The 25,045-nt window shown below is 60.5% G+C and carries 21 protein-coding genes, 2 tRNA genes and 3 pseudogenes; 17 read left to right on the top strand and 9 right to left on the bottom strand.

Going from position 1 to position 25,045, the window contains the following annotated elements; genetic code table 11:
* Positions 1-35: 35 nt before the first annotated feature.
* Positions 36-998, bottom strand: a complete 963-nt coding sequence (locus CK228_RS30455) for a sugar-binding protein (RefSeq protein WP_095773159.1) — start codon at positions 996-998, stop codon at positions 36-38.
* A gap of 603 nt (positions 999-1,601) precedes the next feature.
* Here CK228_RS30455 and CK228_RS30450 point away from each other — a divergent pair.
* The gene (locus CK228_RS30450; RefSeq protein ID WP_179296093.1) at positions 1,602-2,702 is read left to right on the top strand and encodes a LacI family DNA-binding transcriptional regulator; all 1,101 of its coding nucleotides are present in this window, start codon (positions 1,602-1,604) and stop codon (positions 2,700-2,702) included.
* A 16-nt stretch (positions 2,703-2,718) separates the two neighbouring features.
* Here the strand turns inward: CK228_RS30450 and CK228_RS35520 are convergent.
* Positions 2,719-2,795, bottom strand: a tRNA-Arg gene (locus CK228_RS35520).
* A 256-nt stretch (positions 2,796-3,051) separates the two neighbouring features.
* On the bottom strand, positions 3,052-3,264 hold the full coding sequence (locus CK228_RS30445; RefSeq protein ID WP_095790222.1) for an alkylphosphonate utilization protein: 213 nt from the start codon (positions 3,262-3,264) through the stop codon (positions 3,052-3,054).
* 308 nt (positions 3,265-3,572) lie between these two features.
* On the opposite strand from CK228_RS30445, the gene CK228_RS30435 reads away from it, so the two are divergent.
* Together CK228_RS30435 and CK228_RS30430 are read left to right on the top strand one after the other, a co-directional pair.
* Complete coding sequence (locus CK228_RS30435) at positions 3,573-3,848, top strand: helix-turn-helix transcriptional regulator (protein ID WP_095790220.1); 276 nt, start codon at positions 3,573-3,575, stop codon at positions 3,846-3,848.
* Between the two features lie 103 nt (positions 3,849-3,951).
* Positions 3,952-4,713 (top strand): annotated as a pseudogene (locus tag CK228_RS30430) (YoaK family protein); the annotation flags it as partial.
* Between the two features lie 236 nt (positions 4,714-4,949).
* Here CK228_RS30430 and CK228_RS30425 read toward each other — a convergent pair.
* Positions 4,950-5,696: a fused MFS/spermidine synthase gene (locus CK228_RS30425; RefSeq protein WP_095790219.1), complete on the bottom strand. Its 747-nt coding sequence runs from the start codon at positions 5,694-5,696 to the stop codon at positions 4,950-4,952.
* A gap of 289 nt (positions 5,697-5,985) precedes the next feature.
* Between CK228_RS30425 and CK228_RS30420 the strand changes: the two genes are divergently transcribed.
* The 9 genes from CK228_RS30420 to CK228_RS30380 all read left to right on the top strand — a co-directional run bounded on the left by CK228_RS30420 (position 5,986) and on the right by CK228_RS30380 (position 14,745).
* Positions 5,986-6,300, top strand: a complete 315-nt coding sequence (locus tag CK228_RS30420) for a helix-turn-helix transcriptional regulator (protein WP_095773164.1) — start codon at positions 5,986-5,988, stop codon at positions 6,298-6,300.
* On the top strand, positions 6,300-8,318 hold the full coding sequence (gene hyfB / locus CK228_RS30415) for a hydrogenase 4 subunit B (RefSeq protein ID WP_095790250.1): 2,019 nt from the start codon (positions 6,300-6,302) through the stop codon (positions 8,316-8,318). The genes CK228_RS30420 and hyfB overlap by 1 nt, the downstream gene beginning before the upstream one ends.
* Positions 8,309-9,265, top strand: coding sequence for an NADH-quinone oxidoreductase subunit H (locus tag CK228_RS30410; protein ID WP_095790218.1), 957 nt, complete (start codon positions 8,309-8,311; stop codon positions 9,263-9,265). Before hyfB ends, CK228_RS30410 begins: the two co-directional genes overlap by 10 nt.
* Positions 9,265-9,927, top strand: a complete 663-nt coding sequence (locus CK228_RS30405; protein WP_095773166.1) for a hydrogenase-4 component E — start codon at positions 9,265-9,267, stop codon at positions 9,925-9,927. Before CK228_RS30410 ends, CK228_RS30405 begins: the two co-directional genes overlap by 1 nt.
* Positions 9,924-11,375, top strand: a complete 1,452-nt coding sequence (locus tag CK228_RS30400; protein WP_095790217.1) for a hydrogenase 4 subunit F — start codon at positions 9,924-9,926, stop codon at positions 11,373-11,375. The genes CK228_RS30405 and CK228_RS30400 overlap by 4 nt, the downstream gene beginning before the upstream one ends.
* A gap of 19 nt (positions 11,376-11,394) precedes the next feature.
* Entirely contained in the window at positions 11,395-12,912 is a 1,518-nt protein-coding gene (locus tag CK228_RS30395) for an NADH-quinone oxidoreductase subunit C (protein ID WP_095790216.1), read from the top strand.
* A gap of 19 nt (positions 12,913-12,931) precedes the next feature.
* Positions 12,932-13,471, top strand: coding sequence for an NADH-quinone oxidoreductase subunit B family protein (locus CK228_RS30390; protein ID WP_095773169.1), 540 nt, complete (start codon positions 12,932-12,934; stop codon positions 13,469-13,471).
* Positions 13,472-14,086: 615 nt separating this feature from the next.
* Positions 14,087-14,377: a DUF983 domain-containing protein gene (locus tag CK228_RS35515; RefSeq protein WP_179296092.1), complete on the top strand. Its 291-nt coding sequence runs from the start codon at positions 14,087-14,089 to the stop codon at positions 14,375-14,377.
* A gap of 95 nt (positions 14,378-14,472) precedes the next feature.
* Positions 14,473-14,745, top strand: a complete 273-nt coding sequence (locus tag CK228_RS30380; protein WP_095773171.1) for a helix-turn-helix transcriptional regulator — start codon at positions 14,473-14,475, stop codon at positions 14,743-14,745.
* Between the two features lie 154 nt (positions 14,746-14,899).
* Here the strand turns inward: CK228_RS30380 and CK228_RS30375 are convergent.
* Positions 14,900-15,397: pseudogene (locus CK228_RS30375) on the bottom strand (SOS response-associated peptidase family protein); the annotation flags it as partial.
* A gap of 626 nt (positions 15,398-16,023) precedes the next feature.
* Here CK228_RS30375 and CK228_RS30365 point away from each other — a divergent pair.
* On the top strand, positions 16,024-16,281 hold the full coding sequence (locus tag CK228_RS30365; protein WP_095773424.1) for a hypothetical protein: 258 nt from the start codon (positions 16,024-16,026) through the stop codon (positions 16,279-16,281).
* 43 nt (positions 16,282-16,324) lie between these two features.
* On the opposite strand, the gene CK228_RS30360 is transcribed toward CK228_RS30365, so the two are convergent.
* A complete protein-coding gene (locus tag CK228_RS30360) occupies positions 16,325-17,215 on the bottom strand; it encodes a LysR family transcriptional regulator (RefSeq protein WP_095773425.1) in 891 nt (296 codons plus the stop codon).
* 118 nt (positions 17,216-17,333) lie between these two features.
* Between CK228_RS30360 and CK228_RS30355 the strand changes: the two genes are divergently transcribed.
* The 4 genes and pseudogenes from CK228_RS30355 to CK228_RS30335 all read left to right on the top strand — a co-directional run bounded on the left by CK228_RS30355 (position 17,334) and on the right by CK228_RS30335 (position 21,849).
* A complete protein-coding gene (locus CK228_RS30355; protein WP_095790249.1) occupies positions 17,334-18,290 on the top strand; it encodes an NmrA/HSCARG family protein in 957 nt (318 codons plus the stop codon).
* Between the two features lie 362 nt (positions 18,291-18,652).
* Positions 18,653-18,862 (top strand): annotated as a pseudogene (locus tag CK228_RS30345) (NrsF family protein); the annotation flags it as partial.
* 137 nt (positions 18,863-18,999) lie between these two features.
* Positions 19,000-20,430, top strand: a complete 1,431-nt coding sequence (locus CK228_RS30340) for a pyridoxal-dependent decarboxylase (RefSeq protein ID WP_095790214.1) — start codon at positions 19,000-19,002, stop codon at positions 20,428-20,430.
* Between the two features lie 279 nt (positions 20,431-20,709).
* Positions 20,710-21,849, top strand: a complete 1,140-nt coding sequence (locus tag CK228_RS30335; protein WP_095790213.1) for an epoxide hydrolase family protein — start codon at positions 20,710-20,712, stop codon at positions 21,847-21,849.
* Positions 21,850-22,616: 767 nt separating this feature from the next.
* Here CK228_RS30335 and CK228_RS30330 read toward each other — a convergent pair.
* The 3 genes from CK228_RS30330 to CK228_RS30320 all read right to left on the bottom strand — a co-directional run bounded on the left by CK228_RS30330 (position 22,617) and on the right by CK228_RS30320 (position 25,030).
* Positions 22,617-22,693: transfer RNA gene (locus CK228_RS30330), tRNA-Arg, on the bottom strand.
* A 262-nt stretch (positions 22,694-22,955) separates the two neighbouring features.
* Positions 22,956-23,873: a DUF1003 domain-containing protein gene (locus CK228_RS30325; RefSeq protein WP_095790212.1), complete on the bottom strand. Its 918-nt coding sequence runs from the start codon at positions 23,871-23,873 to the stop codon at positions 22,956-22,958.
* A gap of 263 nt (positions 23,874-24,136) precedes the next feature.
* Entirely contained in the window at positions 24,137-25,030 is an 894-nt protein-coding gene (locus CK228_RS30320; RefSeq protein ID WP_095773180.1) for a D-alanyl-D-alanine carboxypeptidase family protein, read from the bottom strand.
* Positions 25,031-25,045 lie beyond the last annotated feature (15 nt).

Genomic DNA, 25,045 nt, shown 5'->3' with positions numbered 1-25,045 from the left:
TCAAGCAAGTTGAGCCGGCTGAACTGCCTGTGGTCTTAGTTTCCTGCCATCGCCTTCAGGTTGGCGGCGTAGGCGTCGACATCATCCTTACCGATGATCTTGGTCGGGATGATGATGAGGTTGCCGGCCGGGATGCCCGACTTGTCGCCCTTGAGATAGGCAGCCATCAGCTTCATGCCCTGATAGGCCCATTCGAAGGGCTGCTGCACGACGGTGGCGGCAACGGTGCCTTCCTTGACGCCGCCCAGCGTGATCGGATCGTCATCGAAACCGACGACCGTGATGGAGCCGAGCTTGCCGGCATCGCGCAGCGCTTCATAGATGCGCGGCGTGTTGTAGGAATAGAAGCCGACCATGCAGGTGACGTCGGGGCTGGCGACCAGCGCGTCCTCGACATTCTTCTTGGCACGCGCCTGGTCGATATCGTCGCCGCGCACGTCGACGAGCTCGATCTTGGTGCCGGCCAGGCCATCTTTCATGCCCTGGATGCGCTCCTTGGCGTTGTCGGCGCCGAGCAGGCCGACGAAGCCGAGGCACTTGCCGCCATTGGGCATCGCCTTCTTGGCGATTTCGGCCGCCTGCTTGCCGGCGTCGACATTGGACGAGCCGATATAGGCGACGCGCTTGGTCTGCGGTGCGTCGCTGTCGGTGGTGAACAGCGCGGTTTCAGACGCGATCTTGTTCAGGCCATCGGTCGAGGTCTTCGGGTCGACGGCCGAGACCATGATGCCCTTGACGCCGGCCGTCACCAGATCGTCCATCAGCCGCTGCTGGATGGCGACCGAGGATTGCTCGGGATATTTGAGTTCGAGATTGTAGTCGGGCAGTTCGCCCTGCGCCTTCTTGACGCCAGCTTCGGCCGCTTTCCAGAAATCGGAAGCGCCGTTGACGACGAAAGCCAGTGTCGGCTTGTCGTCGGCGCGCGCGATGGCCGTCGCCGTCAGGCCGACAACCAGGGCCGCGGCGGCCACGGATGCATTGCGTATCAAGGACTTCATGTTCAACCTCCCGTTTGGGTCCAGCCGTCGGGCTGGACCGTCTTGCTCACTAGAATTGCGTGCTCACCTGAATTTGCCGTTTGCGGCTTGGATACCCCTCCTCCTCAGGGTTTCCCGGCACTCACAAGAATGGCCTCGTTCCAGCCACGGCCACGGACTTTAGAGACTCATTCTGCGTTCGTAAATAGTCCGATTTGTCTGACATATCACTTATCCGAGACAGAGCTTGCGGAGGCAATCCGCTCGCCATCGGGTCATCGCGTTCGCTTTCCCGCCGCCCCGAACCCTACAAGGCCGGACGCGACGGATTGACGTTACAGCGCATTTTTGTATTAGTAAACACTATTAGTTTTCAGCCAATATCCGGGCACATCGTGGCACCACAGTGAACGAAGCGCTGGCGAGCCCATGCCTTGGCCGCTCGGCATACAAAGCCGCGCAGTCGTTGCTTTCCTCCCACATAAGGAGCCTGATGATCGATGGACCGCATGGCCACTAATAGATATAAACGAAGCGGCGGTTTCTATAAGCTGGCGCCGCCGCGCCATCTTGTCGGGCCGGCAGGCTGCCGCTAGACAGGCCGGGATTGGGGACAAGACTGCCATGAGCGAAACGACGGATCCGGCCATCGAGACGATCAAGCGCCGCAAGGCGCCGGCCAAGCCCAAGGGGCGGGTCACCATGACAGACATCGCCCGAGCGGCCGGCTGCTCGCAGGCGACGGTTTCCTTCGTGCTCAACAATTCGCCAGGGATCAAGCTGTCGCAGCAGACCCGCGAGCGGGTGATCGAAGCCGCGCGGGCGCTGGGTTACAGCGCGCCCGCCTTCTCGGCGCTGCGCAAGCCGGTTGCCGCCTTCGACGGGCTGGACGGAGTGATCGGCTTTGCCGTCGACCAGCTGGCGACCAGCCCTGAGGCGGTGGTGGCGATCGAAGGCGCGCGCCAGGCCTCGTGGAATGCCGGCAACGTGCTTCTGGTGGCGCAGACCATGGGCGACGCCGTGATGGAGCCCCGCGCCATCCAGGCACTGACCCGGCGGGGTATTTCGGCGCTGATCTACATGACCATCTTCACCCGCGAGATCACCGCGCCCGACTTCCTCTACAGCCTCGACATTCCGGTGATCCTGCTCAATTGCTACACGGCCGACTACGCCTTTCCCGCCGTGGTGCCCTCCGAGATCGCCGGCGGCCAGAGCTCGACCCGGCATTTGATCAGCCACGGCCACCGCCGCATCGCCACCATCACTGGCGAGCCGTGGATGCAGGCCGCGCAGGATCGGCTCAAAGGCTACCGGCGCGCGCTCGCCACCGCCGACATCCCTTTTGACCCGGAGCTGGTGGTCGAGGGCGACTGGTCGGCAAGTGCGGGCTATGCCGCGACGGTGAAGCTGCTGGCGCTCAAAGACCGCCCGACCGCCATCTTCTGCCAGAACGACCGCACCGCGATCGGCTGCTACGAGGCGCTGAAGGAAGCCGGCCTGCACATTCCCCAGGACATCTCCGTCGTCGGCTATGACGACGAGGAAATCGCCCGGCATCTGTTCCCGCCGCTGACCACCTCGATCCTGCCGCATATGGCGATGGGCCAATGGGCGATCGAACAGCTCGAGGCACCAACGGCGCCCGGACACGGGCGCTATCCCATTACCAAGCTGGAGTGCCCGCTGGTGGAGCGGGAGAGCGTGCGGGCGGTGGCGGGTTAAGGCAAATTGAGGCAGTTGGCGCACCCGACAGGATTGGAACCTGTGACCTCTGCCTACGGAGTAGAAATCCGGAGCTTACCAAAAGATTGCTCTTTAGGCTGCAGCTCCGGCTTTCGGCCTTTCTCGCGGCTGTGCTGGGCAATGCAAATCAGCCACTTGCTCTGGTCGAGAGGATGTCGAAGTAAATCTCGCCAAAGTTCAGTCAAGCCGAACGCCTAATGCATCGAATACGAGATGGCGGCCGGTAATGAGCCCTTTAGGATGGACCTTCCTCACTCCGGACCTGCACCCTGCAACGCACGAATGCGTCTTCAATACGGTCTGCCAAATTGTGAGGAAATCCGCTCACCTACGCCTTTTTCAGGAACTCTGTCCGCAGAACCAGGTTCTTGACCTTCTCGGCTCGACCCTCGACCTCATCTTCATTGCCCGTGAGGTGGATGTTTTTGATCAGCGTTCCGCGTTTCAGGGTGACGGACGTGCCCTTGACTTTGAGATCCTTGATGAGCGTGACGGAATCTCCTTCGCTCAGCGGAGTGCCGTTGCTGTCCGTGGCCTTCATGATTTCGCTTCCTGCCTTTGTGCATTCAATCCGTTGAGGAGATCGGCAAGTTCCTCGGCGTCGTGCCGGTTCATTCCAACGATGGTTCGGCTGCCCATCTCGGCGGGCCGTCCGGTCCAAGCATCGTTGACGGTCCAGGTGCCGGTCGGCTCCTGAAAAGGTTCGTAGCGTTGAGTCATGCGGAGACGATAATTGCCGAGCCCCGTCGTGCCAAGGGCCGATCAATATTTTCTCGCTTTGTATTGATGTTTCATACGTCAATGATACCATGGTGGATATCATTTCTCATATTCAGACGCTGATACCCAATGATCACTGCTTCCCAGCTTCGTGCTGCCCGCGCCCTTCTCAACATCGACCAGAAAACCCTGGCGGAAATGGCGAGCGTCTCGCTCCCGACGATCCAACGAATGGAGGCCAGCCAGGGCAATGTGCGAGGCGTTGTCGATAGCTTGATGAAAGTGATCAACGCCCTGAACCGCGCCGGCGTCGAGCTTCTCAGCGAACATGTGCGTAGCGACGATGGCGGCCGTGGTGTCAGGTTCCGCCATCCAGACACGCTGCCGGCGGGCAAGCCAAACTAGGCCTACAAAGCACAGCATCGACGCCACGCATTCACCGCCCCCATCTCCAGAAACACTCAATGAGCCTTTCCCGGCACATCAGCTTGCGGTCCTGCTTTTCCGCATGGAAAGACACGGTTCGCTCATGATCGTGTATCTGCGTCGGTTGACCGGAAAGGAACGAAGCGAAAGAACCGATCGGCACCTCGCCCGTTTCCTGACGTTCATCGCAGGAGCCGCCAACGCTGGCGGCTTCCTGGCGGTTCAGCAGTACACGTCCCACATGTCCGGCATCGTTTCGTCGATGGCGGACCATCTGGCACTCGGCGATGTCGGGCTGGCGCTTTCCGGGTTGGGGGCGTTGTTGTCGTTTGTCACAGGCGCGGCCTGTTCGGCAGTCTTGGTCAACTGGGGACGGCGGCAAGGCCTACAGGGCGAGTACGCATTCCCGCTTGTCCTGGAAGCGATCCTGCTGATCTGTTTCGGTCTGCTCGGCGGCCATCTTGCGCGTCATGAAGCGCTGTTTGTGCCAATGACGGTGATGCTGCTTTGTTTCATCATGGGGTTGCAGAACGCCATCATCACCAAGCTATCGGAAGCCAGAATCCGGACGACGCATGTCACGGGCCTGGTGACGGATATGGGCATCGAACTCGGCAAGCTGCTTTACTGGAACATCTCAGGCAATGACTCGGACAGACTGTTCGTGAAAGCAGATCGGAGAAAGCTGAGACTGCTTGCGTCGCTCGTAGCATTGTTCTTTATCGGCGGCGTCATCGGCGCTGTGGGTTTCAAACACATCGGCTTTGCAGCGACATTGTTTCTTGCCGCCATTCTCCTTGTGCTGGCCTCCATGCCAGTCCTGGAGGATGTGTCCATCCGCATGAAGCGGCTCTGGCAGTAGCGCGACAGGGCTTTGCCACATGCCGGATTTGGCGGCACATTCGCGATGGCTGGCGACAAGATTGGTGGCCAACACGGTTCGCCTGTTATGCCGTTGCCACCTCCGAAGCGTTGCAGCGGCCCGCAGTGTGCCACCTTCGCAACTGGCTGGCGAGAGAAGCAATCGAGAACCCAGTATGACTTGGCGTTCGGCTCATGCTTTGTCAGTGGCGCCGCACCTTAGGCAGCTCGTCGTGGTACATGCCAAGGCCTGAACGCCAGGAGGCCAAGCTCCTGTTCGATCTCCTCGGCTCCGACGGACGGCGGCATCAGCAGCACTGGCTGGACGAGATCTCGTACCTTGCCTGCCATGACGAGTGCGTTGCGATCCGAAGCGCCGCGGATATCGAGCAGTCTCACATCCGCCCAGATATTGGCGAGCTTTACAGCAACGCAATCCGGCATGATGTCGAGGTCGTGACGAGCATGAACGTTACCGATCAGAATACCGGAAGAATTCTTGAGACGCGTCTGCGCCAAGCCGAAGAATGTCTCGGCGCACAAATGATCTGGGATGCGCCGCCCGGAATATGCGTCCAGAACGATAGCGTCGTAGCGGTGACGGCCGGCGCGCAAAAAATCCCGCCCGTCGGAGATGAAGGAGTGAACTCCACGAGGTAACCCAAAGTATTTTCGGGCGATCTGGAAAGCCTTTGGATTGATGTCGACGATCGTAACACGCACACCAACCCTATCCAGCATCGTGCCCAGGCTGCCACCGCCACAACCGATCATCAGGACATCGGACACTCGCGCTTGTGCGAGGAGACCAAAGATGGCGTGTATATAGGGCACGACGCTGACGCCATTCGGATCGCACTCGCTTTGATAGCAGCCACCTTGGCGATAAATGAACGAACCGGAGTCCTTGGCCCGCAGAACCTCGATGTTGCCGAAATCGGTATGATATTTCGCAACCCGGATCATGACCTTGTCATCACAGCCAATTCCTAAATCCGCCGCTCGGCTGGGTTTCCGTTCGTTGGCCCCTTCATGCGGAGCCGAGGGGGTTCGCCCGTCATTTTGCAGCGGGCAGCTCTTCGCAATTGCAGGGCACCAATCGGCGAGGCTCGGCGCCTCCCAACTCGTATCTCCCAGTTTTCTACAGCTTCGAGACAGATGCGTCACGCATCATTATTTGAATGCGCCGCATTTTAATATATGCTGCAGCGCTTAGAGATAATACGTCAAAGCTGATCAAAAAGGGGATGCGACCGTGATAACTGCTCCACAGTTGCGTGCCGCGAGGGCGCTCCTTGGCATCGACCAGCGCAGGCTTGCCGAATTGTCCAGCCTTTCGGTGCCGACAATTCAACGTATGGAAGCCAGTGAGTCGATTATCCGGGGCAATGTAGATTCCCTAATGAAGCTGATCGGGGCGCTTGACCTCGCCGGCGTCGAATTGATTTCTGAAGGCGCCTCCAGCCAAATCGGCGGGCGCGGCGTGCGGCTGAAAGCAGATTTTGATCCCGCCAAAATTATGGGCGGGGTTGATACGGACGCCAAAGTCCCTGTGAGGAGTGTGGCGTGATTTCGGGGGCTGCAGTCCTCCTGTGGGGCGTTGCCGCGCTCCTGGGAACTGCGGTGCTTGCGATTGCGTCAAGCCACGGATCGGGTTCGGGAACACGCCTGATCTACGGCCTGACGCTAGGCATATCGGCGGCCGTGCTCCTGGTTCTCGCGAGCCGTGTCGCCGATGATCCCGTAACCCCGTCGACTGCCGAGCTGCCGCTTGGGCTGCCATGGATTGGCGCCCATTTCCGTCTGGATGCGCTCTCGACCTTTTTCCTCGTCGTCGTCAATTTTGGCGGCGGCATGGCCAGTCTTTACGGCCTCGGCTACGGCAGGCATGAGTCTGCGCCGCATCGGGTGCTGCCGTTCTTCCCTGCCTTCCTCGCCGGGATGAATCTGGTCGTGCTGGCGGACGACGCCTTCACTTTCCTGCTTTCCTGGGAATTCATGTCGCTCGCTTCCTGGGCGCTCGTCATGGCGCACCATCGCGAGCAGGACAATGCGAGAGCGGGCTACATCTATCTCGTGATGGCGAGCTTCGGCACGCTCGCGCTGCTGCTTGCGTTCGGCCTGCTGGCCGGCCCGAGCGGAAACTACACGTTCGAAGCGATGCGTGCCGCCGCTTCCGCCCCGCTCGTCGCTGCTTTCGTTCTGGCTCTGATGCTGCTTGGCGCCGGCTCCAAGGCTGGCCTGGTACCGCTGCACATATGGCTGCCACTCGCTCACCCGGCCGCGCCAAGCCACGTCTCGGCTCTGATGAGCGGCGTCATGACCAAGGTCGCCATCTACGGCTTCATACGCGTCATTTTCGACCTGCTCGGTGAGCCGGCATGGTGGTCGGGCGTTGTGGTGCTTTTCCTGGGCGGCCTGACGGCGGTTCTCGGCATTCTTTACGCCTTGATGGAAAAGGACCTGAAGCGGCTTCTTGCCTATAGCACCATCGAAAACGTCGGCGTCATTTTCGTCAGCCTTGGCCTTGCTCTGGCCTTCAAGGCGAACGCCATGCCATCGGCCGCGGCGCTGGCGCTCACCGCCGCGCTGTTTCACGTCCTCAACCATTCCTTTTTCAAGAGCCTGCTGTTTTTCGGCGCGGGCGCCGTACTGACGGCAACCGGAGAGCGGGACATGGAGAAACTGGGCGGTCTCATCCACCGTATGCCGTTGACCAGTTTTGCCTTTCTCGTCGGCTGCGTGGCGATCTCGGCGCTTCCGCCCTTCAACGGCTTCGTCTCCGAATGGCTGGCCTTCCAGGCCGTCCTGCAGAGCCCAGATCTGCCGCAATGGGGCCTGAAGGTCATGGTGCCCGCCGTTGGCGGTTTACTGGCGCTCTCGGCGGCCTTGGCGGCTGCCTGCTTCGTGAAAGCGTTCGGGATTACATTCCTCGGCCGGCCACGCTCGGCCGCGGTGGAACTGGCGCACGAGGTCGACCGCTATTCGCTAGCGGCAATGTTCACCCTGGCGGCTCTTTGTCTCCTGGCTGGCATTGTGCCGGGTCTCGTCATTGACGGTCTCTCAGCGGTGACACTTCCGCTGCTTGGCAGCCGGATGCCTGTGCAGATGGCTGAGCCATGGCTGTCGATCGTGCCAATCGCAGCGAGCCGCAGTTCTTACAATGGCCTGCTGGTGTTCCTGTTCATTGCTGTCTCCGGATCGTTCGCGGCATTCGTCATTCACCGCTTCGCCTCACATGCGCTCCGCCGCGGCCCGGCCTGGGGTTGCGGCTTCCCGGACGTAACACCCGCCGCGCAGTATACATCGATAAGCTTTGCACAGCCCATTCGACGCGTCTTCGGCGCGTTCGCATTCCGCGCGCGGGAAAAAGTCGAAGTGCCGGCGCCTGGCGAAACTGGCCCGGCTCGTTTGACGGTCGAAATCCACGATGTGATCTGGGAAACGTTTTACCTGCCTATCGGCAGGGCTATCGACTTTGCGACCGACCACCTGAACCATCTGCAGTTCCTGACGATCAGGCGCTACCTGACTCTTGTATTTCTCTTTCTCATTGTCCTGCTTTTGGTACTCGCACTATGGCCCTGATCCTTGAGTTGGCCGTTCAGGGCGCACAGATGATGCTGGTGCTTTTGCTGGCGCCACTCCTGACCGGGTTCGTGCGCAAAGTGAAGGCACGACTCTTGCGCCGCCAAGGTCCATCCCTGATCCAACCCTATCGCGATCTCCTGCGGCTAATGCGAAAGGAAGTCGTTCTGGCGGACAACGCATCCTGGCTGTTTCGCGTGACACCTTATCTGATCTTTGCCGCCACCTGGGTCGCGGCCGCGCTTATCCCGACATTCGCAACCGGGCTCACTTTCAGTTGGACCGCGGATCTCATAGCTATTGTCGCGCTGCTGGGAAGCGCCCGATTCTTCCTGGCGCTCGCAGGGATGGATGTCGGCACGAGCTTCGGCGGCATAGGCTCAAGCCGCGAGGTGATGATCGCTTCGCTGGCCGAGCCCGCCATGCTGCTCATTGTGTTCAGCCTGGCGCTGGTCGCCGGAGCGACACAGTTGTCCACGGTCGCCGCCTTCATGGGCTCGCCGCAGGTCGGCCTGCGGGTATCGCTCGGAATGTCGCTCATCGCTCTCGTGATGGTGGCGGTCGCCGAAAACGCCCGCATACCAGTGGACAATCCATCGACCCATCTGGAGCTCACCATGGTCCACGAGGCGATGATCTTGGAATATTCCGGTCGTCATCTGGCGATGATCGAGTTCGCAGCCTTCCTCAAACTCCTGCTTTATGTGTCGCTGATTTCCTGCGTCTTCCTCCCCTGGGGGCTGGCTGGTGTCGAGGCTGGGCCGAAATCATTTGCTCTGGGTGCCGTGGCCTATCTTGGCAAACTTGCCTTGTGCGGCATTCTCCTCGCCGTGTTTGAGACTGCGATCGCCAAGATGCGCGTTTTCCGCGTCCCGGATTTTTTGGGCGCAGCACTCATGCTGGCGTTGCTCGGCACGCTCTTGCTGTTCGTCTCACGGAGCCTCTGATGAACGGCCTCACCTTCGACATCGCTCATCTGCTCGCCGGCGGCCTGGTGCTGGTCAGCTTCATGATGCTGTACCAGGATCGCCTCTTCGCCCTGATCAACGTTTTTGCACTTCATGCAATCGTGCTCGCCCTGTCCGTGGCCTGGCAGGCCTACATCCAGGACGCCCATCACCTCTATGTCACGGCGGCGATCGCCCTCATCTTCAAGGCGATCATCATTCCTGTTGGCCTGCACCGCATCATCCAGCGGCTCGGCATCCATCGCGACATCGAGACCGCCGTCGGGATCGGTCCAACCATGCTTGCCGGAATAGGTCTGGTGACCCTGTCCATGGTGCTGATGCTGCGGGTCACTCCCGACGCCGACCCCCTCGCCCGCGAGGATCTTGCCTTTGCGCTGTCCATCATACTGCTTGGACTCCTGGTGATGGTCACCCGCCGGAACGCCGTCAGCCAGGTTGTCGGATTCATGTCGCTCGAGAATGGCCTGGTGCTGGCCGCCACGGGCGCCAAGGGCATGCCGCTGGTTGTCGAGATCAGTGTCGCCTTCTCGATTCTGATCGCCTTCATTGTCATCGGCGTCTTCCTGTTTCGCATACGCGAGAGATTCGACTCGGTCGATGTCGGCGCGCTCGACGACTACAGGGGGGAACATCGTTGACCGCGTTTTCCCTCGATGCGGTGGCCGCCATCTTGCTGATACCGGTCGGCGCGGCCGCACTCCTGGCGACCCTGCCGAACTATCGGATAACGGCTGGCCTCAATGTCGCCGCGAGCTTGCTGACCTTGCTCGCTGCGGTGTCGCTTCTCATCACGGATCGGCCGCAGCCCGGTCAGTATTTGCTCGTCGACGATCTCAATATCGTTTTCATCGTGCTCAACACGTTCGTCGGCTTCACGACCAGTGTGTTCAGCGCCTCCTACATTGCGCACGAACTGGATACCGGACGGCTGACGGCGACGAATTTGCGATTTTATCACGCAATGTACCAGATCATGATGTTCGGCATGAATCTGGCGTTCGTGTCGAACAATATCGGCTTAATGTGGGTGGCGGTGGAACTTGCTACGCTGACTACCGTGCTGATGGTCGGCATCTATCGCACGCATGAGGCGCTGGAGGCGGCTTGGAAGTATTTCATACTCGGCAGTGTCGGCATTGCGCTTGCCCTCTTCGGCACCATCCTCGTCTACATGGCCGCGCAGCCGATTGTTGGCGAAGGCACGAATGCCATGGTCTGGACAGTGCTTATCGAGCACGCAGCGCGCTTCGACCCGGCGCTGCTGAACGTCGCCTTCGTCTTCCTGCTGCTCGGCTATGGGACGAAGGTTGGTCTTGCGCCTTTGCATGCCTGGCTGCCCGACGCCCACGCGGAAGGCCCGACGCCGATTTCGGCGGTGTTGTCAGGACTGCTCCTCAACGTCGCGCTCTATGCGGTACTGCGCTTCAAGCTGCTGCTCGCGGCTAGCCCGGACGCGATCGCGCCTGGACCACTGATGATCACGATGGGGCTCACCTCCCTCATCTTCGCGGCCTTCATGCTCTACCGCCGCCGCGACATCAAACGTCTGTTCGCGTACTCCTCCATCGAGCACATGGGCATCATCGTGTTCGCTTTCGGCATGGGTGGCCCGCTCGCCAATTTTGCCGGACTGCTGCACATGGTCATGCACAGCCTGACCAAGTCGGCGATCTTTTTCACGGTCGGCCACATCGCCCAGATCAAGGGGACACAGAACATCGCCGAGATCCGGGGGCTTACGGAAACGCATCCGGGGCTTGGCTGGGCGCTCGTCATCGGCGTCGTTGCCATTGCCGGCCTCCCTCCGCTCGGCATCTTCATGAGCGAGTTCCTGGTCGTGAGTTCGACATTTGCAAGGCACCCCCTTTTGGCGATGCCGTTGGTATTCGGGATTCTGCTCGCTTTCGGCGCCCTGCTGCTTCGGTTGACCGGCGTCGCTTTCGGCGAACCGCGAGGCAGCACCGCGCCCGCCGAGGCGTCCTACGTTCCGATGTATTCCCACCTGACGCTTGTGTTTGCCGCCGGCATCTATCTGCCACCACCGCTGGTCATATGGTTCCAGCATGTCGCCAACCTTCTAGGATGAAGCGGATGGGAGAAATGACATGCCCGCACTGACCGACCTCATCCTTGCTGGCAAGGGTGTCGACAACCATTTCCCGTGGTCGCGCGCAGTGGTGACTTCGAAAAAATGGAGCTTTGCCGTCGAGCAACTGGCTGAGGGTCACTTGAGCTTGCTCGGTCTTTGGGGCGAACCAGGCACCGTCCACATGGCGCTACTCGACGAGGCTGCCGGGAACATCGGCGTTGTCAGCCTGCTATGTCCGGATGGACGCTACCCATCGGTCGGCCTGCTGCATCCGCCCGCATTGCGCCTTGAACGTGCGGCCGCGGACCTGTTCGGGCTCTTGCCACAAGGCGCGCCCGATACGCGACGGTGGCTTGATCATGGCTACTGGGGCATCAGCTTTCCGTTGAGTGCCCACGTCCGGACCTCTGTTGCGACGGCGCCCCCCTACCAATTCCTGCCTGCCGAGGGGGAAAGCCTGCATCAGATCCCAGTCGGGCCCGTGCATGCCGGCATCATCGAGCCAGGGCATTTTCGATTTACAGCCAGCGGCGAAACGGTCGTCCGGCTGGAGGAACGCCTAGGGTACACGCACAAGGGCATAGAAGGCTTGATGGCGGGGTCCGATATCGACCATGCTGCCAAGCTGGCGGCCAGAACCTCTGGCGACAGTACCGTGGCATACTCCCTTGCTTTTTCCCGCGCGGTCGAAGCGGCCCTTGTTATCGAGGTTCCTGCGCGCGCGGTCTGGCTGCGAGCGCTCATGGCCGAGTTGGAGCGTCTGGCCAACCATCTGGGCGACATCGGCGCCATCTGCAACGACGCCGCCTTCGCACTCATGCATGCCCACTGCGGCGTCCTGCGCGAGCGCGTATTGCGGGCAAGCGATGCTGCCTTCGGCCATCGTTTGATGCGCGACCGCGTCGTGCCTGGAGGAGTGGCGACCTACCTGAACGACGAGGGGACGACAGCGATCTGGTCTCTGATCGCAGAGATCAGGCAGCGGTTTCCGGCGCTTGTGGAACTCTACGACAACACCGCGTCGCTACAGGATCGGACAGTCGCAACTGGGCGGCTGAAGGTGGAACTCGCTCGACAATATCGTGCCGGAGGGTATGTCGGCCGGGCCTCCGGTCGGGACTTTGATGCGCGACGCAGTCTGGCCTATCCTCCCTATGACGCGCTCAACTTCAATGTGCCTCTCCTCCAGGAAGGCGACGTGAACGCCCGTGTCTGGATTCGCATTCACGAGGTCGAGCAGAGCTTGTCCCTGGTCGAGCAAATCCTGCGACAGCTGCCGGGTGGACCGATCCGCGTCGACTTGGCACAGACAGGCGGCCCGCATGAAGGCATGGCGCTCGTCGAGGGTTTCCGGGGCGACATTCTGGCCTGGCTGCGCATTGGTAAAAGCGGCCTGGTCGAGCGCTGTCACCTGCGTGATCCGTCATGGTTTCAATGGCCGCTGCTGGAAGCGGCCATCGAAGGCAACATCGTCGCCGACTTCCCACTATGCAACAAATCGTTCAACTGCTCGTATTCAGGACACGACCTCTAAGGGTCCAAGGCAAGCCATCATGCGCAAGCTCCTCTTCGAAAGCCTGATACGCCCGCCGCTGACCGAGCGTCCGCCGCGAGTGAGCGACGCGGCGGTTGACGAGCTCGCACGCGCCCTCAATGGGGTTGCTCATAGAAGATTGGGGCGAAGTCTGTCGATCCGGGCAGTCGATGCCGGTTCCTGCAACGGTTGCGAACTCGAGATGCACGCGCTCAACAACGCTTTCTACGATATCGAGCGTTTTGGGATCCGGTTCGTCGCATCGCCGCGCCATGCCGATGTCCTGCTTGTCACTGGGCCGGTGACCAGAAACATGCGTGAGGCATTGAAGCGGACCTACGACGCAACTCCCAACCCCAAATGGGTGGTCGCGCTCGGCGATTGCGCCCAGAATGGCGGCTGTTTCGCCGGCAGTTACGCCGTGGTGCGCGGCGTGTCGGAGGCGTTGCCTGTCGATCTGCACATTCCAGGCTGCCCGCCACCGCCCATCGAAATTCTGAAAGGCCTGCTCGCCTTGCTTGAGGGAGTGAATTCAAAGGCCGGTGTTGCCCGAAATTGACTATCGATGTGGAGGGGTTTTCCGCCACTAGGTAGCAAAAGCCCCCAGACCTAAAAGGCATCCCGACTGCCCAGGTTTCGATGTGAAAACGGAGCCTTGAACGATCGTAGCGTGAAGCAGAAGCAGGGCGACTTGGTCGAAGGGCTGCCGCAAATTGCAAGGGAGCAGGCCGAGATCCGGAAGTGTTGAGCGCGCTGGACCGGGTCAGCCAAGCGGCCAGGAACCATCACCCGCCGGCAGATAGCTTCCGCTGTTCCTCACGGAACCCATGCCCTCCGCCGTGAATCGTCGACGAGATAGCGGCGGCAGGCTTCAGTGCGAACGCTCAGGCGTCCAAGTGGGCCTTATGAGTTGGCCGATCATCTGAAATGACAGTCCGCAACAGGCGTGCATGGTCAGACCGTGTCCATCTGATGGCGCAGCAGCCGCAAGCTGACGCTGGACCCATGCAGCATCATGTCAGACAGTGGATATATAGGTGTTGAAACATTGAGTGTCATGTATTATACATTATCATTAATGGACAAAGGAAGCGGTAGATTTGCACGACCGACCCTGCCAGCCGCCCTTTCACGAGGCTTGGTGGGCCGATGCCCTAATTGTGGTCAGGGGAAATTGTATCGCACCTACCTGAAGCAGGTGGAGCGTTGCGCAGTTTGTGGAGAACGCTTTGGTGACATAGAATCTGATGACGCGGCGCCTTGGTTCACTATCCTCATTGCGGGCGTCTTTGCAGCCCCCCTGTATTTCTTGTTCCAAGGGCTTCTTCTGTCATACTTCGCCGTCACAATGGTATTGATCTCTCTTATTATTGTGGCGCTGATACTGCTTTTGTTACCTTGCGTAAAAGGCGCTTTGATCAGCGCGTTCTGGTTTTCGCGGCTTAAAAACGACGAGCCGGGATGAACACTCTACTGATCACAAACGCCGTTTTTCCATACGCCGTCGCGTTGGTCGATGACTGTTTCAATACGAAGCAGCCGTAGTCTGGAGACCAAAATGTGATTAGCGCTTCGCAGATTCGCGCAGCCCGGGCATTGCTTGGAATTGACCAGAAAAGCCTGGCTGAGCGTGCCGGCATCTCGCTGTCAGCCATCCAACGAATGGAGGCCGGCGAGAGCGATCTACCAGGCGCGTTCGACATGCAGAAGAACGTCGTAATCGCCCTCAGAGCAGCAGGGATCGAGCTGATTGGCGATCATGAGCGCAGTGGCGGCGGAGGCCGAGGCGTGCGCCTGGCGCATCCTGTCGGCCTGGCAGGCCGGACACATTGATTGCCTCGACGGCGTCGGAAAGCCGGTACCGATCAATCGGCGGGTTTCAACCGTGAAGCAGGAAAGATGAACACGTATCATCCATTGGACCGATGAAGCGACGATATACAGAACATCAGGAGCCAACTGGTAGCTGGTCGGTTTTAGATACTCAATTCTCAGGCTGAAGCACCACGACCTGTCGATTGTGGTACGGCGCGACGTCCGGCCCGGGATCGGTCGTCAGCATGGTAAAGGTGGCCGGCTTGTTGCCGACAGCTTCGCGCCAAAGCCCAGCGACGGCCATGAATGGACAGCCGTTGAGCGTGAAGCGATGTTTCGCCTTCGGATACTTCGTCCCTGTGAATTCGAAGAACGCGGACGCAGGAACGAGGCAGCGTTTGCTGTTCCCGAATTGCCGCCCTTCGGAGCGGAAGTTGAACACAGGCCCGCCTTTTGGTCCGGCCGGCGCGAATCCGAACGTCATCGATGCAAGCTCGATCGTGTCATCAGCGGCGCGCATTATTGGTGCCGGGTCATTAATGCGGACGTCGTCCACCTGAGGCAAATCGAGTTCGGTTTGGTGGGTGGGGGACTTTGAGCGCCAGCGACGCCATCATCCGGCAATACTCAGCCCAAATAAAATAATATGCTGCTCGTAATCGTTGCACATGGACGGCTCCAGACTTGGGCGACCTCTGTTGATATTAGGGCAAGCGAAGGCGCCATGGAAAGCGGCGGGTGATCAACCCCACGGGTCTCGCTCAACCAGAATATCCGCCTCCTTTGCAGCCGCAACAAAGGCCTTCCGAGCGGCGCGGGTCTGTTTGATCCGCTGCCTGAGCTACCCGGTCCACGGTTTAGACGGTGTTCCACGACCGACCGAGCGCCACTCGCACCGGCTTCTCAAAACCGCTGGTGCTGCAAAAAACCTCCCGTGTCATCGAGCGCCCCCCCGCTGAGGCGACGATCGAATAGCGTGTTTGGGGCCGTTTCCAGACCGTCCGCTTCTGTTCGGATTTGACGATTAGCTGCCGTTTGGCTTGCCTGTAGAACGCTGCGTGCCCGTTAGAGGTGCTCCGCCGTTTGGCATTGCCGTCAGTCTGCGTAGAGGGTGTTCCGGGCTGGAACCCGACCGCTAAACGACATCGGCACCCCTTCGTAAGGAACTCGGCACGAATGGACCTGGCGCACTCCGACTATGCGCGGCGCCGTAGAATCGAATAATAAACCCGCTCTTGGCCGCACGTGCTGAAAGCGTGCTATCTAACGATCACAGCCTATCAAGCGGAGCGAAACATGCTGAAGACGGACACCCGCCAGGCCAACTGGCGACGGGCCAATCCCGGCAAATACGAAGCCCATCTCGCGGTTCAGCGAGCCCTAAAGGCAGGCGAGATTGATAGGCAAACTTGTGAAGTTTGCGGTGTCGAAGCCGTCGACGCCCATCACGATCAATACGAGGAGCCGTTGACGGTCCGATGGTTGTGCCGCCGCCATCACACCCGGCTCCATCACTACGGTGAAGACATGTTTCCAGTCAGGGAGTGCCGTTGAACGAATACCCGAGACATCTGTCTTTCGCTCGAAATGGCGTGGGTCAGCGGGAGGCGAGATGGATCTGCTCGCGGATCCATTGCTGTCCCTGATGCGCGTGAGTGCGCTCGTGCCAAATGAGCTCCACTTGAAACCGCTCCGAAAGCCAAGGGACGTCTATCCACGCGACTTCAGCTAAACGGTCGCGCATCAGGCGGCGCGGCACCAGTGCAACGAGCTCGCTGCTGGCGACAATGCTCGGAACAACAAGGAATGAGGCAGCGGACGCGACAATGGCGCGGGAGTGACCGAGGGCCTCCAGGGTGGCGTCGACGGGGGTCGTAAATCCGCCTCCAGAAGGCGAGACTATCACCTGTTCAAGCGCGGCAAACCCCGCTGCGGTCGCCCCTTCATTGATACGTGGGTGGCCGGGACGGCCGATAAGGATATAGCTCTCCTCAAACAGGTGCCAGGTCCTCAGGTAAGCTTTCCCGGTGTCTGGCGTGGCGATGGCCAGGTCGACATCGCCATCCGCCAGTTGCTGCGTTAACTTTGCCGGGGCCAAGCGGTGCACCGCAACCCGTATTTTGGGCGCCTTGTCGCGCAGCGCCACGATCAGAGGCGCCACCACCACAGCCTCGACGTAGTCGGTGCAGGCGATCGAGATGGTTAGCTCGGCTGTCGCGGGGGAAAAGCTGTCATGGCCCTGGAGGGTTCCGCGGAGCTGATCCAGGGAAGCTCTGAGCGGTCTGATCAGCTCCAGGGCCTTGGCGGTCGGCACCATGCCACGATGCGCCGGCACGAGCAGGGGATCCTTGAACAGGTCGCGAAGGCGGTTCAGTTGGGCGCTGAGCGCCGGCTGGCTCATATGTAGCCGGGCTGCGGCCCTTGTGACGTTGCGCTCGACAAGCAGAGCTTCGAGACTGACGAGTAGGTTGAGGTCGATACGCTTCATATCCATGGCATGGATACTAGCGCATAAATCAATCGATTTCACATATGGTCTACAGGGTGCGATTTAATCTCCAGGGAGTGCCGTGCTGCGCTGCTCCAGGAAAGTGATGGAGATACACATGTCGATCGATCAAAAGCCTACCATTGTCGTCGCAGGCAGCCTGAGCAAGCAGGGCCGGAGCGTGACGGAGTCGTTGTTGGGGAGTGGACGGTATCACGTTCGTGCGCTGACAAGTCGTCCAGACTCGCCTGCGGCCCTCAAGCTGGCCGAGCAGGGCGCTGAGCTCATCGCCGTGCCGCTTGCGATCAACCACAGGAGCGATTTTGTGAAAGCGTTTCGGGGAGCGCAGGGCGCCTTCCTGATGACTCCAGTCGTCGCCCCGCCGGAAACCTACGAGTTCGATATCGGTAGGGATCTCGCAGATGCCGCGGTCGAGGCAGGTGTCGAGCACATCGTCTTCAGCACCCTGGAAAACGTCGATGAGATCACCGGAGGTTCGAAGTTCGCGCCGCATTTCACGGACAAGGCGCGCGTCGGGACTTATATCCAGGGTCTTCCTGTTCGCAGCTCATTCGTCGAGCTCGCGTTCTTCTACACGAACCTTCTCGAATATTATACGCCGCGTAAGGAGGGCGACACGCTCGTCTTTCCGATCTATCTGCCGGAGCATTTCCGAGCACCCTTCGTCGATCCGCTGACGGCGACAGGGCCAGCCGTTCTGGAAATCTTCGACCATCCCGACATCTATGCCGGGCAAACGCTACCGATCATCGGGGACGTTCTATCACCGGCCGAGATGATCGAGACCTTCAAGCGCGTCACGGGCCGGAAGGCTGTGTATGCATCAGCCTACACCCCTGATGAGCTGGTTCGTCATTTTCCGGAGTTCGGGGAAAATCCCGAGCTCGTTCGAGAAAACATCGGCATGGCGGAATACGCGGTCGAATACGGATATTTCCGGAAAGACCGGGATCTCTCGTGGAGCAGGCGGATCAATCCCTCCAGTCTCACCTGGGAGCAGTTCCTGATCAAGACCGGTTGGGACGGCGAAAAAAGGGCGTTCGGTCTCAGCTAGTGAACCTCGGTCGCTCGCCGCTCGTTTACTCGCACGTCGAGCGCCGGAACCATTATCGGCAAGAGGGATTTCGAACACAGATCCATCTGAAAATCCCGAAAAACGTACTCGATGTTCACAGGCTTCGAGCTCACAACCATCCAAACATCACGCGGTCAGATCCGGCTGAGGAAGGGAAGGGAGGGGAGGGGCCGCCCGTCCTTCTCCTCCACGGTTATCCGCGGACACACATGCCATGGGGGCAGGTGGCAGATCGGCTGGCTCCGTCGCTCACCGTAATCTGCCCGGACCTACCGGGCTTCGGGCAGTCGTATACCTTCGGCCTTCGTCGAAGCCACTGTGAACGCCGTCATCAGCAAGCGTTTCTTGTGGCCCTTCGGCATGGAGCGCCGGCTCGGCCGGGAATTGCGGGGGCCGCAGCGGGCCTAGCGTCAGCCGGGATAGCGGCGACGTTCTATGCCGCAAATTGCAACGACGACAGCCCGCTCTTCGTCCTCCTCTGGTATCCGATCGCCATATCCGTTGTTACAGGAATTGGCGCTCTGGCCGGCCATAAACTACTGCGGTGGTAGATCTTTGAATTGGTGGCATCACAGTGTTCTGCCCCCTATCCGGCGCGGCCTCGTTTCACTGATTGCCATCCGAGACACGTTCTCCCATAGCTTGGAACATCTAGCCAACTCCGAAGTAAACAACCATAGAGGTCTAAATGACGCCCGAGGAATTCCGACAACGAGGTCACGAAATCATCGACTGGCTCGCGGACTATCATGCGAAGATATCCGACTACCCGGTCCAACCTGCGACACGGCCGGGCGACGTGAAAGCGATGCTTCCGGCCGTCCCGCCGGTGGAAGCTGAGGGTTTCGATCAGATCATCGCCGATCTCGATTCGGTCGTTCTTCCGAATATCTCGCATTGGCAGCACCCGCGCTTTTTCGGCTACTTTCCCTCAAACTCGCTTGGCTCAGGTATCCTGGGCGACCTGGTGAGCGGCGGACTGGGGGTGCTGGGTCTGTCCTGGCAGTCATCGCCCGCTGTAACGGAGATTGAGGAGGTCACGTTAGACTGGTTCCGGCAAATGGTTGGCCTGTCTTCCGCCTGGTTCGGCGTTATCAACGACACGGCATCGACAAGCACCTTGGTCGCCCTGCTGTGTGCCCGGGAGAAAACAACGGGGTTTTCGCTTGCTCGCCAAGGCCTGCAAGCGGAACTTAAGCCATTGACGATCTACACATCGACAAGCGCTCACTCGTCGGTGGAAAAAGCGGCGCTGCTGGCAGGCTTCGGTCGTGAGAATGTCCGCATGGTCGATGTCGACGTCAATTTTGCAATGCATCCAGCGGCGCTCCAGGATGCCATCGATGCGGATATCCGCTCCGGATTCACCCCTTGTGCGATCGTCGCGGCCGTGGGCGGGACCGCTACCGTGTCCATTGATCCGGTATCCAAGATCGCCGACATAGCGCGCAGACACGGTCTGTGGCTCCACATCGACGCTGCCATGGCCGGAAATGCGATGATCCTGCCGGAGCTGCGATGGATGTGGGAAGGCATCGAAGAGGCAGACAGCGTAGTCATCAACGCGCACAAATGGCTCGGCGTGCCTTTTGACTGCTCGCTCTATTTCGTGCGTGATGAGCCTCACCTGCTTCGGGTTATGTCTGCTGATCCAAGCTTCCTCCAATCCCAGGCCGACGAGAAGGTGCGCAATCTGCGCAACACCGGTATTCCCCTCGGGCGAAGATTCAGGGCGTTGAAACTGTGGTTCGCCATACGGGAGCAGGGGGTCTCCGGGCTACAAGCCAGGTTGCGGCGAGACATCGGCCTGGCCCAAGATCTCCGCTCGAAAGTCGAAGCAACACCGGATTGGGAGGTCGTCGCACCCGTCGTTCTGCAAACCGTATGTCTTGTGTATCGTCCGAAGTCTGTGCCGTCCCATCGTCTCGATGATTTCACGCGCGCATGGGCGAATGCGGTGAATGCGTCGGGCCAAGCCTATGTCACCCCCGCCACCGCGGCCGGGCATTGGATGGTTCGTGTATCGGTCGGCACGATATCGACGGATGCACACGATACCGAGGCGGTCTGGGGCGCGATGCAAAAAGCGGCAGCCGCGCTCGTTCCGGAATTTTCGTGAAGGGCCGACGAGGCTCGCCATGGCCGTTGTCTACCGGACGAGCGACGTTCGATGGGCTGATTGAAATTACCATATGATCGCGAAGCTGCGGAGGTGCGTCCGTCTCCTCCGTCTGTCTCCCTGAAGTGGAGAGCATGAGGAATTGTGTGGCAATCAGGCCGCTGCGGAATTGTTGCTGGGCTCGTGATTGTCGTTTGCCATGCCTGGATACCAATTCTCGAAGCAGATCGGTGGACGCCCTTTCCATCGAACCGCATCCCAGCTTAAGCGGAGAACATCATGATTTCACCCTACACGATCAACATCCCTGACGAACGGCTCGCCACGATCAGAGCCAAGGTCGAGGCTTATGACTGGAGCCAGCTGCCGGATGCGGGAGGCTGGTCGGCGGGGGTCAGGGTTGATGACCTCAAGCGGCTCGCCGCTTATTGGCGGGACAGCTACGACTGGCGTGCGGTCGAACGGCGGCTCAACGCACTCCCCAACTTCACGGCCGACGTGGAAGGCGAGCACCTCCACTTCGTTCATGTGAAGGGCGACGGCTCCAAGCCGCCCATCCTGCTTCTCCACGGCTGGCCGGGCTCGTATCTCGAATTCGAGCGGCTCTTGGAGCCGCTCGCCGCGGACGGGCACGATGTTGTCGTCCCCTCGCTTCCTGGCTTCGCGTTCTCCAACCCGATCACGGGCCCGATCGGCCCGCGGCGGGCTGCTGCGCTCGTGCATGGGCTGATGATCCAACTGTTCGGCGACGCGCGGTATTTCATTCAAGGGGGCGATTGGGGCCACGCCCTCGCGGTCTGGGCAGCGCATGATCGACCGGACGCTCTGCTCGGCATCCATATCAACATGATGACCGTGCATGCGGAGGATGCCGCTCCGACGACCGACGAGGAGAAGTCCTTCGCCGCCAAGCGGGCCGCGATTGCCGATCGGGAGAGCGCCTACTTTCACGAGCAAGCAACCCGTCCGCAAACGCTCGGCGTCGCGATGGCCGACAGCCCGGTCGGAGCGGCGGGCTGGATACTCGAAAAGTTCGGCAAGTGGGCCGATCTTCCGACAACCGCCGATGGCGACCCCGACATCTGGAGCAAGTTTTCCGAGGAGGAACTCCTCACTAACATCATGCTCTACATCGCGCCCGCATCGTTCGTGACTGCAACCTGGATCTACTACAGCAGCCGGCTTGAGGAGTCGCGGATGCTTCCGGCCGGCACCCGCATCCAGGTGCCGACCGGCGTTGCGGCCTTTCCCGATCCGGTGTTCTTGCCGCCGCCGCGCTCGTTCGCGGAGAAGACCTACAATATCGTGCATTGGACCGACATGCCGCGGGGCGGGCATTTCGCCGCGCTGGAAGAGCCGGAACTGATGCTGGCCGACCTGCGCGCCTTTATCGCGACGGTGTCGGCAGCGCGCTCCTAAAGGTGGAGATCTCCGTTTCCGAAGCGGGGGGCGGGCGCTGTCGGCGCAGGGCTTCAATGCCCTGCGTCGTCAAGACCGCATCGGCGCAGGCCAGCTGTGAAGGGCGATCGACCGTCTTGGCCTGCTACCAATCTACAGCGCCAAGACCTGCGTTAACTAACCCGTAACGCCATCTATACGCCGCGACGGCAGGCGTGGCGCATGCGACAGGTTATGGTGGAACTGTGGCGCTGCAAAGGGCTCTTGGTCGAGTTCTTACTCGCATTCGTCCTGTAGAAAGCAAACTCTCTTGAATACCGCTTTTTGGCGCAATCGCGACCTATAACGCAATCGCCGCCATGTCCGCTTTCGGGAAATCGCAACGCCGGCCTTCGCGACCGAGATGAGGCGCGAAGCCGTCGTTCGCGTCTGGAAAACGTACGTCGGCTTCGGGTCAGACTTTCCGTTCCCACCGGTCTTTGCAGCACTGACCCAGATTCGTCACGGAAAATATCGCGGGGTCTCCGAATGTGGGGAAAGGCGGCAGCACTCTCGCGCTGCCATAATCAAGCAAGCCAATCTCATGAGCCGATAGATCCTATCCCCCCGAAATGGGCAGCCTTCGGTCACCGCGTCATCGTCGAGCAGAGTTCCATGGCATTTTTTCCACAGGAGGGTGCGTCGAAATTGGTCCGATCTCTTGTGCTTCCGTAGTTCTTCCGCGCAAAAAACGCGAGGGCACTTGCGAAAATCATGATCGGGTAACTATTTGATATTTATGTTGAAACTGGCGCACCCGACAGGATTCGAACCTGTGACCTCTGCCTTCGGAGGGCAGCGCTCTATCCAGCTGAGCTACGGGTGCTTCCCGGCGGGCCGGAAAACGAACCAGCCGGTGAACCGGCAAGTCACGGCTTCTTAGCGGAAGCCGGCGCGGGCTTCAACGGGCAATTGGCGATTGTGCGCGCGCGGCCGGCCCTTCGCAGGCTCCGTGCCCTTATGGGGCGTTCAGCCCCTTCAAAAGGTTCACTGGACCTTTTGATCCGCCCAACGGCGGACCGGGTCTTCACCGTTCGGGATTCGAAAAGCCAAGCAATTGGCTTTTCGTCCGCTTCGCGGATCACGCCTCACTCCCCCGCCTTCACCACCCGCCTGCCGCGCACCGCCCGCTTCACCTTCTTCGTACCGGCAAGCTCGTTCATCGCGTCGAGCTGCATCTGCTGCATCTCGGCCAGGCGCGTCCATTGGCGGGAGATGAGGTAGTCGAGTTTTTCGTGCAGATGGCGCACTTCGAGCTCGGCCTTGAGGTTGACGCGGTATTCATTGAAGGAGCGCAGGCGGTCTTTCACCTCCTGGCGCTTCTGGCTCATCATGATGACCGGCGCCTGGATGGCGGCGATGCAGGAGAGCAAGAGGTTGAGCAGGATGAAGGGATAGGGGTCGAAGGCGCCGCCGATGCCCTCGAACAGATTGACGCCGATCCAGACCAAGAGCACGGCGGCAAACGAGATCAGGAACCACCAGCTGCCGCCGAAGGCGGCCATGTTGTCGGAAACGCGGTCGGGGAAGGTGCGGTGCTCCTCGAACTCTTCTTCCGAGTTTTCGGAAATCGTGTCCTGCCGGGCGATCGATTCCACCACCTGGCGGTCGAGTTCGGAAAATTCGCCGTGCTCCTGCTGCAGCAGCTCCTCCATGTAGCGCATGCGGTAGCGGCCAAGCTCCTCGCGGCTGATGCGGGCGCCCCTGGGCAGGTCCGGATGGTCGGAGCGGATGCGGTCGGCCAGGCTCGGGCGCAGCGTGTCGATGCGCACCAGGTCGCGCTTGTGGAATTTGCGGCCCGAGATCGCCGACGGCTTCTTTTTCGCCTTTATGCGCGACGCACCCAGGCCGGTCGGTTCGGAATCCGGCACTTCGGGCGTGTCGAAATGCTCTTCCGAGCCCTCGTGCAGGTCTTCCGGCGTGATCGGCGCCTCGAAATATTCGCCGCCGCTGTCGTTCTCGGTGTCCGCCGCCTGCTGCTCGGGTGCCTTGGGAACGGTGCTCATGGTGCGGGCTCCTGCTGTGGCGCTGCTGTATCTGAGGATACGCCGAGGCGACGGGGCATATCCACTGTCGGATTGCGCTGCCTATGCCATGGCTTCCAGACGATTGCGTGACAATCGGATAACAATAGCCGGCTGCGGGTTTTTTGACTGTTGGGGGTTGGGCGAGGTCTCCTCCAACGTCGTCATCCGCGGGCGGAGCGAGGGGCGGCAGCGGCGTCGCGAAGACCCGAGGATGACGAAGTGAGGGGGAGGCTGCGCTCTTGTTATTGCTGTTCGGCGAACATCAGCCTGGTCTTGCTGTCGGCCGTGGTCGGCGACAGGCTGCGCTGGATCAGCGCCTCGACATGGTCGTTGCGCTGGCGGGCTGAGTCGGCGCCCATCACCACCACGATCAGCTGGCGGCCATCGGCATTGTAGGAGGTGACGATGTTGAAGCCGGAGGCCCTGATGTAACCGGTCTTGATGCCGTCGACGCCGCGCACGCGGCCGAGCATGTCGTTGTGGCCGCGCACCAGCCTGCCGCGGAACATGAAATCGCTTTCGGAGAAATAGTGGAAATGCTGGGGGAAGCGCTGGCGCAGCGCCATGCCGAGCACCGCCATGTCGCGGGCTGTCGTCATCTGGCCGTCGTCGGGCAGGCCGGACGCGTTGCGGAAGGTGGTGCTGGTCATGCCGAGCGCGCGCGCCTTTGATGTCATCATGGCGGCGAACTGGTCCTCCGTCCCGCCGAGATATTCGCCGACCGCCACCGCTACGTCATTGGCGGATTTGACGACGATGGCGCGGATGGCGGAATCGACGTCGATCGTTTCGCCGCGCCGGAAGCGCATCTTGGTCGGCGGCTGCGAGGCGGCGTGGTCGGAGACGGGGATCTGCGTTTGCTTGGTCACGCGGCCGGACTCCATCGCCTCGAACAGGAGGTAGAGCGTCATCATCTTGGTCAGCGAGGCCGGATAGCGCTGCGCCGTCGAGTTGACCTCGAACATCTGCTTGCCGGTCCTGACGTCGACGACGATGGCGGCATATTTCTGCGGCGGTGCAGGCACGGCCAGCACCTGGTCCGGCGGGGTCGTGGTCGAGCAGCCGGCGACCATCAGCAACAGGCCAAGGGCGATGAAAACTCTCTGGAGAAGCGGGAAGGGACGCAATTTGGACAAGGGCGGGTTGGACAA

It is taken from the genome of Mesorhizobium sp. WSM4312, from assembly GCF_002294875.1.
Classification (GTDB): domain Bacteria; phylum Pseudomonadota; class Alphaproteobacteria; order Rhizobiales; family Rhizobiaceae; genus Mesorhizobium.
Note: the sequence above shows the minus strand (reverse complement) of the source record. Positions and strands in the feature narration are given on the sequence as shown.